At 35.3% G+C, this 9340-nt stretch carries 9 protein-coding genes and 2 riboswitches; of the genes, 8 read left to right on the forward strand and 1 reads right to left on the reverse strand.

Annotated features, from left to right (window positions below; genetic code table 11):
• Positions 1–28: 28 nt before the first annotated feature.
• A riboswitch (SAM riboswitch) is annotated at positions 29–130 on the reverse strand.
• Positions 131–277: 147 nt separating this feature from the next.
• The 6 genes from EGH73_RS04430 (at position 278) to EGH73_RS04450 (ending at position 5867) form a co-directional block, all read left to right on the forward strand.
• A complete protein-coding gene (locus EGH73_RS04430) occupies positions 278–1012 on the forward strand; it encodes a DUF72 domain-containing protein (protein ID WP_123280859.1) in 735 nt (244 codons plus the stop codon).
• Entirely contained in the window at positions 1013–1705 is a 693-nt protein-coding gene (locus EGH73_RS04435; protein ID WP_123280860.1) for an SIR2 family NAD-dependent protein deacylase, read from the forward strand.
• Between the two features lie 175 nt (positions 1706–1880).
• A complete protein-coding gene (locus EGH73_RS04440; protein WP_089771068.1) occupies positions 1881–3392 on the forward strand; it encodes a carbon-nitrogen hydrolase family protein in 1512 nt (503 codons plus the stop codon).
• A gap of 269 nt (positions 3393–3661) precedes the next feature.
• The gene (locus EGH73_RS14280) at positions 3662–3841 is read left to right on the forward strand and encodes a DUF4197 domain-containing protein (protein WP_260255257.1); all 180 of its coding nucleotides are present in this window, start codon (positions 3662–3664) and stop codon (positions 3839–3841) included.
• Positions 3842–3911: 70 nt separating this feature from the next.
• On the forward strand, positions 3912–4253 hold the full coding sequence (locus tag EGH73_RS14285) for a DUF4197 domain-containing protein (RefSeq protein WP_228411485.1): 342 nt from the start codon (positions 3912–3914) through the stop codon (positions 4251–4253).
• A 122-nt stretch (positions 4254–4375) separates the two neighbouring features.
• Positions 4376–4476, forward strand: a riboswitch (SAM riboswitch).
• Positions 4477–4565: 89 nt separating this feature from the next.
• Positions 4566–5867 carry an O-acetylhomoserine aminocarboxypropyltransferase/cysteine synthase family protein gene (locus EGH73_RS04450; RefSeq protein ID WP_123280861.1) on the forward strand — a complete coding sequence of 434 codons (1302 nt, stop codon included), beginning with the start codon at positions 4566–4568 and terminating at the stop codon, positions 5865–5867.
• 91 nt (positions 5868–5958) lie between these two features.
• On the opposite strand, the gene EGH73_RS04455 is transcribed toward EGH73_RS04450, so the two are convergent.
• Positions 5959–6612, reverse strand: coding sequence for a CoA transferase subunit B (locus EGH73_RS04455; protein WP_123280862.1), 654 nt, complete (start codon positions 6610–6612; stop codon positions 5959–5961).
• 277 nt (positions 6613–6889) lie between these two features.
• Between EGH73_RS04455 and EGH73_RS04460 the strand changes: the two genes are divergently transcribed.
• Together EGH73_RS04460 and EGH73_RS04465 are read left to right on the forward strand one after the other, a co-directional pair.
• Positions 6890–8677 carry an ABC transporter ATP-binding protein gene (locus tag EGH73_RS04460; protein WP_123280863.1) on the forward strand — a complete coding sequence of 596 codons (1788 nt, stop codon included), beginning with the start codon at positions 6890–6892 and terminating at the stop codon, positions 8675–8677.
• A 34-nt stretch (positions 8678–8711) separates the two neighbouring features.
• Positions 8712–9290 (forward strand): hypothetical protein, encoded by a 579-nt coding sequence (locus tag EGH73_RS04465; protein WP_123280864.1) that lies wholly within the window; start codon positions 8712–8714, stop codon positions 9288–9290.
• The last annotated feature ends 50 nt before the right edge of the window (positions 9291–9340 follow it).

Here is a 9340-nt window from a genome sequence, read left to right on the forward strand (position 1 = left end):
ATTTAGTCCAACTAATAAAAACCTTTTCAACTTATCTTTCCTTTTTTCAAAGGCTGAATTTAACACCTTTCCCTCCGGTAGGTTGTCAAGACTTCAGTGGGTCAGTTCCCTCCGTCTTTCTTAATAAGTATGACAGCAATTTGTAATCACAATGCAAAACTATTAATAATTATTTTTATATCCTACTAATTCGGTATGATAATTATCAGCGTTGATAATTTATTGTTTTAACCCATCCTAATTGTAGGAGTTGGCACAGAAGTTATTTCAAATCAATATGGAAAATTCTAAAATAAAATTTCATATTGGCTGTTCAGGATTCTATAATGCAAATTGGAAAGGTTTACTTTACCCGGAAAATTCAAATAATAAAGATTTTCTGAAATTATATTCTCAAACTTATAATACTGTTGAAATCAACAGCACTTTTTACCGTAAACCGACAAAAAAAACGCTTCAGAAATGGGTGGACGAAACGAATCATGATTTTGAGCTTTTCATCAAGATTCCCAAAACGATTTCTCCTGCTGGATATTCACAAAATAAAAAAGAAGAATTAGATAATTTTTGTCAATATATCAATGAAAATATTGCGTGTAAATTAGCTGGATTTCTAATACAATTCCCACCATCATTTGAGTGCAATGAAAAGAATACCCAATGGTTGGTCAAAACATTATCTGATGATTATCCGATTGCAGTAGAATTTAGACACGATTCCTGGTGGAATGATGAAGTTTTCAATTTATTCAATCAACATCAATGGATTTTCTCTGGCGTGAGTTTTCCTGGCAAAATTCCGGAAGATGTTATCGTTACCAATTCCAAGATTGGATATTATCGTCTTCACGGGAAACCTGTTCTTTATAAATCGCTTTATCCCGAAGAGTTTCTGGATAACCTGACTAAAGAAATTAAATCCATTAATCAAGAGTTCTACATCTATTTTAACAATACTTGGGGAACTTCCGCCATTGAAAATTCATTATATTTAAAGAAAATTTTAGATTAAATGAAAAAGTTGGTCGTGCTCTCAGGCGCAGGCATTTCTGCGGAGAGCGGTATAAAAACCTTCCGAGATTCTAATGGACTTTGGGAAAATCACAGAATAGAAGATGTTGCTTCGCCTGATGGTTTTGCAAGAAATCCAAAATTGGTTTTAGACTTTTATAACGCCAGAAGACAACAGCTGAAGGAAGTAGAACCAAACGAAGCACATCAAATTTTAGCGGAACTGGAAAATCATTTCGATGTACATATTATCACGCAAAATGTCGATGATCTGCACGAGCGCGGCGGCTCTTCAAAAATCATCCATCTTCACGGCGAGCTTAGAAAAGCGAGGTCAGTAAATCACGAAAATGATATTGTGGATTGCGAAAACGATATCAATATTGGCGATCTGCATCCCGACGGCTCACAGCTTCGTCCGCATATTGTGTGGTTTGGAGAAATGGTTCCCGAAATGGAAAATGCAATTGAAATCGCATCTCAGGCAGATTTATTTCTCGTTATCGGAACATCAATGCAGGTTTATCCAGCAGCTTCTGTTATAAGATATGTTCCCGAGCACTGCGAAATTTTTGTTATCGACCCGAATATGGAAAATCCTAATGCTTTCACAAAAAGCGAAAACTATTTCAAAACTTCTGCAACAGAAGGAATGAACCATTTGAAAGAAATCTTAATCAAAAAATATCAATGAAACCACAAAAGGCACAAAAGTTTTTGATGCAATCAATATTCTAATAAAAAAGGTGTTACAAAAGGCTTATTTTAACTTTAATCTCATAAAATCAAGAATGTTATATGCTTTCTTTTGTGACTTTTGACTTTGTCGAATCTTCGATTTGTGGTTAATCAATAAAAATATATAAACTATGCAGGTAGAAATCAGAAAACTAAGTATTGACGACTATGATGAATTGACAGAAGCTATGCGGAAAGCCTATCCCGAGATAGATGACAATGTCTGGAGCAAACGGAATATCCAAAAACTGACCTCCATTTTCGCAGAAGGACAAATCTGTATTTTGGTGGACGGAAAATTGGTAGCAGCAGCATTATCAATCATCGTTCAATACGAATTGTTCGGAGATCAGCATACATATAATGAAATCACAGGAAACGAAAGTTTCAACACGCATAGCAACAATGGTAACGTCCTTTACGGAATCGAGGTTTTTGTTGACCCAGAATTTCGTGCTTTAAGATTAGGTCGGAGACTTTATGATGCAAGAAAAGAACTGTGTGAAATCCTGAACCTAAAGTCAATCATCGTTGGTGGAAGAATCCCGAATTATCATCTTTATAGCAAGGAATTACTACCAAGACAATACATCAACAAAGTACGAAATAAAGAAATCTATGACCCTGTTTTGAGCTTTCAAATCGGGAACAATTTCTCTCCTGTAAAAATCCTAAAAGGTTATCTTAAAGGCGATACAGAATCTGAGGAATATGCAGTTCTTCTCCAGTGGAACAACATCTATTACACGGCGAAGAAAAATACAATGCAGGATAGTGTAATTCGTCTTGGATTGATCCAATGGCAGATGCGACCTTTGAAAGATCTAGAGGATTTTTACAAGCAGGTTGAGTTTTTCGTGGATGCTGTTGCAGGTTATCAATCGGATTTTTGTCTGTTTCCGGAGTTATTCAACACACCTCTATTGGCACCTTTCAATCATATGAACGAGCGCGAATCTATGGAGAAACTGTCTGAATTAACGGAAGAAATAAAGCAAAAAATTTCGGAATTCGCAGTAAGTTATAATGTGAATATCATCTCCGGAAGTATGCCAATTTTGGAAGATGGAAAATTATACAATGTTAGCTATCTCCTACACAGGGACGGAAAAATTGATGAATACCGAAAAGTTCACATCACACCGAATGAACGTAAATATTATGGTATGACGGGCGGAAACGAAGTCAAAGTCTTCGATACAGATTGTGGGAAAATCGGCGTCATTATTTGTTATGATGTTGAGTTTCCAGAACTTCCGAGATTATTGGCAGATCAGGGAATGAAAATTTTATTTGTTCCTTATCTTACAGATACTCAGAACGCTTACACGCGTGTCCGTCACTGTGCTGCTGCCCGAGCCATCGAAAATGAATGTTATGTAGCGATTGCAGGCTGTGTGGGAAATTTGCCGGGTGTTAATAATATGGACATTCAGTTTGGACAGGCTGCCGTTTTCACACCTTCGGACTTTGCATTCCCATCCAATGCCATAAAAGGTGAAGCGACACCGAATACCGAGATGACACTGATTGTGGATGTAGATTTAAATCTTCTGAAAGAACTGCACTACAACGGAGCGGTGAGAACATTGTCTGATCGCCGACAAGATCTCTATGATGTGATTCTGCGACATCAGGATTAATTTAATTTTATATCCGGATTTAACATCCATCCAAAATTTTCATCTATTTTTTTTTATTATATAGACTTTATGAAACAAAATATTTAATTATTGTAGGATTATCGATTTCAACCATCACTCAGGCACTGATTGGCGATGTTTTTAGCAGTATCATTAAAGATAAAACAGGCGTAGATCTTACGAAAACAAAAACAGTAACGCCTACGCCAACCAATACGACAAGTGCTTCCAATGCCAATATCAATGTTGGTAATCTGACTCAGACCAGGATTTCATCCGGATTAAAACAAGCACTCAATCTTGGCGTAACAGAAGGTGTCAAAAAATTGGGAGTAACCGATGGTTTTTATAAAAATGAATTGGTAAAAATTCTAATGCCTGAAAAACTAAGAAAAATTGATACAACTCTCAGAAGTTTGGGAATGGAAGTTTGGCGGACCAAGGGGTGAAGCTTTTGAACAGAGCTGCTGAAGATGCCGTAACAGAAGCGCGCCAATTTTTGCCACTGCAATTACATCAATGACGATTACGGATGCAAAAAATATTCTTTTGGGAAGCAATAATGCCGCAGCCAGCTATTTACATGCAAAAACTCAAAGTCAGCTGTTCACAGTATTCCAACCAAAAGTAAAAGCTTCTTTAGGAAAAGTTGGCGCAGATACAGTTTGGAGGAATATCCTTTCGAAATACAACACGTTGACAGGACAAGCTGTAACCACTGACTTGAATGAATATGTAACTACAGAAACCATCAACGGCGTTTTTAAAATGGTAGCGGAAAAAGAAACAGGAATCAGAAATAATGCAGCTTTGAGGACGACTTCTATTCTACAACAGGTTTTTGGTGCAGTTAAGAAGTAATAGATATCAAAAATATAAAACTGTTGTAAAAAGACAGTTTTTTTTACAAATTAATATCATACTTATTTGGTAGGATAAATATTATTTATATATTTGTCACATAAAACGTTCTACAAAAGAACAACTTATCAAGAAAGGTGGAGGGATTTGACCCTTAGAAACCTTAGCAACCTGCTAATTATGGCAAGGTGCTACATTCAAACTCAAAAGAGGAAGATAAGTCAAAAAGATAATTTCAATTTTAGATTAGTACTCTTTTGACTTGTAACCCAGAGTCAAAAGAGTATTTTTTTTAAAATTAAATTTAAATATATGAGTCAGTTAAAATTTGAAACTTTACAGTTACACGCAGGGCACGATATAGACAATACCAACTCTAGAGCAGTACCCATCTATCAAACAACTTCTTATGTTTTCAACAATGCAGAACACGGAGCTAATCTTTTCGGATTGAAAGAGTTTGGGAATATCTATACAAGGATAATGAACCCAACAACCGATGTTTTCGAAAAAAGAATTGCAGCTTTGCACGGTGGTGTAGCAGCTCTAGCCGTTGCATCTGGTCACGCAGCACAATTTATTGCAATTACCAACATCTTACAATCTGGAGATAATTTTGTAACGTCTCCTTATCTTTATGGAGGTTCTCATAATCAATTCAAGGTTAGCTTTAAGAAGTTTGGAATAGAAGCTCGATTTGCTAAAGATGACAATCCAGAAGATTTTGAAGAATTGATTGATGAAAATACCAAAGCTTTATATCTAGAAACCATCGGAAATCCTACTCTTAATATCCCAGACTTTGAAGCTATTGCTGATGTTGCAAAAAAACATAACATTCCTTTGATTGTTGATAATACATTTGGAGCTGGTGGATTTTTATTTAAACCTTTTGATCACGGTGCCAATATTGTTGTAGAATCTGCTACAAAATGGATTGGCGGACACGGCAACTCTATTGGGGGAATCATTATTGATGGTGGCAATTTTGACTGGTCATCGGAGAAATTCCCATTGTTATCAAAACCTTCGGACGGATATCACGGCTTGGTATTTTCTGATGTTTTTGGCAAAAATTCGCCATTTGGGAACATTGCATACATCATCAAAGCCAGAGTTGAAGGACTGAGGGATTTTGGGCCTGCAATTTCTCCTTTCAACTCATTTCTTCTGTTACAAGGCGTAGAAACTCTCTCTTTACGTGTAGAAAGAACGGTGGAAAATTCTCAAAAAGTAGCCGAGTATCTACAAAAACTAGACGTGGTAGAAAAAGTATTTTATCCCGGCTTGGAAAGCTTTCCTGATCATCAGCTCGCAAAAAAATATTTTAAAAACGGGTTCGGTGGTGTTTTATCTTTTGAATTGAAAGGAGGAAAAGAAAATGCCGTAAAATTCATAGACAATCTAAAACTATTCTCAAACCTTGCTAACGTAGGAGATTCAAAAAGCTTAGTTCTTAACCCAGCTTCAACTTCTCACTCTCAACTTTCTGAGGAAGAACTCAAAAAATCTGGTTTAGCGCCTGGACTTGTACGCCTTAGCCTTGCCATAGAGCATATTGATGATATTCTGGAGGATATTAATCAAGCATTACAAAAAACTTTTGACCAATAGTTCATAAATAGATTACAATACAAACTACTACTTTCTTTTATAAAAAGGAGCTTCATCTTAGAAGTTCCTTTTACTTTTGTTGTCATTTTAATTAAAACGACATCTCAGAAATTTCTCCTTCAATAATTAAATCGGCTTCTGTAGCTTTTACAATATCTTCTACCGAAATTCCGGGCGCTCTTTCCAAAAGCTTGAAGCCTTTATCCGTTATTTCCATAACCGCTAATTCTGTGACTACTTTTTTAACACAATTCACACCTGTTAGAGGAAGTGTACATTTTTTCAGAATTTTGGATTCTCCGGCTTTGTTCACGTGCATCATTGCAACAATGATATTCTCTGCAGACGCTACCAAATCCATTGCGCCGCCCATTCCTTTGACCATTTTCCCGGGGATTTTCCAATTGGCAATATCGCCGTTCTCAGAAACTTCCATTGCGCCAAGAATTGTCAAATCCACTTTTTGGCTTCTAATCATCCCAAAACTGAAAGCCGAATCAAAAAAAGAACCACCCGGAAGAATTGTGATAGTCTGCTTTCCTGCATTAATCAAGTCTGCATCTTCTTCTCCTTCATAAGGAAATGGCCCCATTCCCAAAACACCATTTTCACTCTGGAATTCCACCGAAATATCCTCCGGAACATAGTTGGCAACCAAAGTCGGAATCCCGATTCCAAGGTTGACATACATCCCGTCTTTCACTTCTTTGGATATGCGTTGCGCGATTTGTTCTTTTGTAAGCATAGTAAAATGTTATACTGCAATATATATAAATTCTGCTTTACACAAAAGTACGATTTGTGAAAAGCTTGCTTACAAAATATTAGCCGTGTTTTTTACCACATCGGCACATAGATTTTTTTTAAAAACTAAGAAGAAATAGTTTCTTTTCAAACTCTATTTCACCTTTCAAGAAAGACATTTCTATGTGCTTATGTGGTTTTATTAATCTCAGATATACTCTTAGTCAATATTATTTCTGAACCAATCAGATTTATATCATTAAATTTGCAAAATCATTATGAAGACATTATTTCGTTACCTCAAACCACACAAATGGTTGCTGATTGCATCCTTATTTTTAGCAACAGTCAATCAGGTTTTTTCTTTGTTTGCTCCTGCTATTACGGGTAATATTTTAGATAATCTAGTCACACATCCTCACTTTTTCGATAAAGAAAAACTCTTACCTAGAAATCTGAATCAGTTTCTTTACGGAACCGATATTTACCACGGTGCATTTTACTTTTTAGGATTACTGATTGGAACTGCAATGGTCAGCAGAATTGCAAAAGCATTTCAAGATTACGCTGTGAATGTCATTACTCAAAAATTCGGAGCTAATATTTTTACCGACGGTTTACAGCATTCTATGGCTTTGCCTTATCAGGAATTCGAAGACCAGAGAAGTGGCGAAACTTTATCGATTTTAACCAAAGTAAGAGAAGATTCGGTGAAGTTTATTACGAATTTTATCAATGTATTTTTCGGAATTTTGGTAAGTATCATTTTCGTTTCGGTTTATGCGATCAGATTGCATTGGTCGATAATGCCGGTTTACATTGTCGGGATTTTTCTGATTGCATTTGTGACAAATCTTTTAAGTAAAAGAATCAAAAATATTCAGAAAACGATTGTTGTAGAAACTACAAGTTTAGCAGGAAGTACAACCGAAAGCTTGAGAAACATCGAAATTGTAAAAAGTTTAGGTTTGACCAAACAGGAAATCAAACGTCTGAATAACAATACTTACAAAATCCTTGGACTGGAACTGAAGAAAGTCAAAAGTATTCGTTCATTGAGTTTTATTCAGGGAACAATGGTCAATTTTCTTCAACAGATGATTACTTTGACACTTTTATATTTGATTTTCAGAAATATCGTAACGCCGGGACAATATCTGTCATTGATGTTTTATGGATTCTTCATTTTTGGTCCGATGCAGGAAATCGGAAATATTATTATTTCGTATCGAGAAGCCGAAGCATCTTTGAAAAACTTCGACAATCTGATGAATAAGTCAGTTGAAGAAAAGCCACATACGCCAAAACAAATCGGTTCAATCGAAGAGTTGGAATTCAAACACGTTTCTTTCAAACATCAATCCGCTCAATATAAAGCTTTGAATAATATTTCGTTCGATGTAAAAAATGGGGAAACGATTGCATTTGTAGGTCCGAGTGGTTCAGGGAAAAGTACCTTGGTTAAATTATTGGTTGGATTGTATCGACCTCAGGAAGGCAATATTTTCTATAATCAAATCAACGGAAAAGAATTTGACTTTGATGAACTGAGAAATCAAATCGGATTTGTAACTCAGGACACACAGCTTTTTGCAGGAACAATCAAAGAAAACCTCCTTTTCGTAAATCCAAACGCCAGCGAAGAAGACATCGAATTGGCGTTGAAAAAATCCAGCACCAAATCGTTATTGGAACGTGCAGAAAAGGGCGTCGAAACGGTCATCGGCGAAGGTGGATTGAAATTAAGCGGTGGCGAAAAGCAGAGAATTGCGATTGCGAGAGCATTATTGAGAAAACCAAACTTATTGATTTTCGACGAAGCTACTTCTGCTTTGGATAGTATTACCGAAGAAGAAATCACTTCAACCATCAAAGATATTTCACAACAAAAAGAACAAATTACAGTTCTAATTGCGCACAGGTTAAGTACGATTATGCACGCAGACCGAATCTATGTTTTAGAGCGCGGACAAGTGATTGAAACTGGTTCCCACGAAAATCTGATTGCAGAAAAAGGTTTGTATTACGCGATGTGGAGACAGCAGATTGGGGAGAGGAAAAGTTAGATTCAGTAGAACACCAATATAATTCATAATTTTTATGTCAATTTGTACAAAATGTAATTCAGAAGAATTTGAAGATATTGATTATTTCAAATTTTGTAAAGTCTCGAAATGCAAAAAATGTAATCATAATAGAGTTGACTATTTTGATACTTGTTGTAAAAATCCCGACCTAATAATTAGACAGTTCCATAGTAATAATAGTATTAAAACTCTTTATCATCAATGTAAAAACTGTGCTGGATGTGACAAAACTAACAAACTGAGTCATAAGAAATATTCAAAAGATATAGATTCAGAATTTAATTATGAAGGATTTGAAAATTGGAAACAAGAAAGAGAAAATGAAAAAAATAAAATTTATAATCTTATTATAATAAATTCAAATTACTTGAATTCTAATAAATATAAATATTATAAATATTTAGAATCTATTGAATGGAAAATAATTAGAAATGATCGAATGAAAATTGATAATTACTTGTGCCAAGAATGTCTAGAGAGAAGCGCGGAAGAAGTACACCATAAAACTTACGATAGACTTTTCAAAGAAAATTTAGAAGATTTGATTTCAGTATGTAAACCTTGTCACAAAAAACTACATCGTTTGCCTTAGAAAAATAATATTTTTTTTTATAATTAAATTTATGACTACTTGATATTATG

Origin of the sequence: Epilithonimonas hominis (genome assembly GCF_003730015.1) — a bacterium.
Taxonomy (GTDB): Bacteria; Bacteroidota; Bacteroidia; order Flavobacteriales; family Weeksellaceae; genus Epilithonimonas; species Epilithonimonas hominis.

Coding starts and splice junctions, on each gene's coding strand:
- EGH73_RS04430 (WP_123280859.1), top strand. CDS start 278: ATGGAAAATTCTAAAATAAAATTTCATATTGGCTGTTCAGGATTCTAT.
- EGH73_RS04435 (WP_123280860.1), top strand. CDS start 1,013: ATGAAAAAGTTGGTCGTGCTCTCAGGCGCAGGCATTTCTGCGGAGAGC.
- EGH73_RS04440 (WP_089771068.1), top strand. CDS start 1,881: ATGCAGGTAGAAATCAGAAAACTAAGTATTGACGACTATGATGAATTG.
- EGH73_RS14285 (WP_228411485.1), top strand. CDS start 3,912: ATGACGATTACGGATGCAAAAAATATTCTTTTGGGAAGCAATAATGCC.
- EGH73_RS04450 (WP_123280861.1), top strand. CDS start 4,566: ATGAGTCAGTTAAAATTTGAAACTTTACAGTTACACGCAGGGCACGAT.
- EGH73_RS04455 (WP_123280862.1), bottom strand. CDS start 6,612: ATGCTTACAAAAGAACAAATCGCGCAACGCATATCCAAAGAAGTGAAA.
- EGH73_RS04460 (WP_123280863.1), top strand. CDS start 6,890: ATGAAGACATTATTTCGTTACCTCAAACCACACAAATGGTTGCTGATT.
- EGH73_RS04465 (WP_123280864.1), top strand. CDS start 8,712: ATGTCAATTTGTACAAAATGTAATTCAGAAGAATTTGAAGATATTGAT.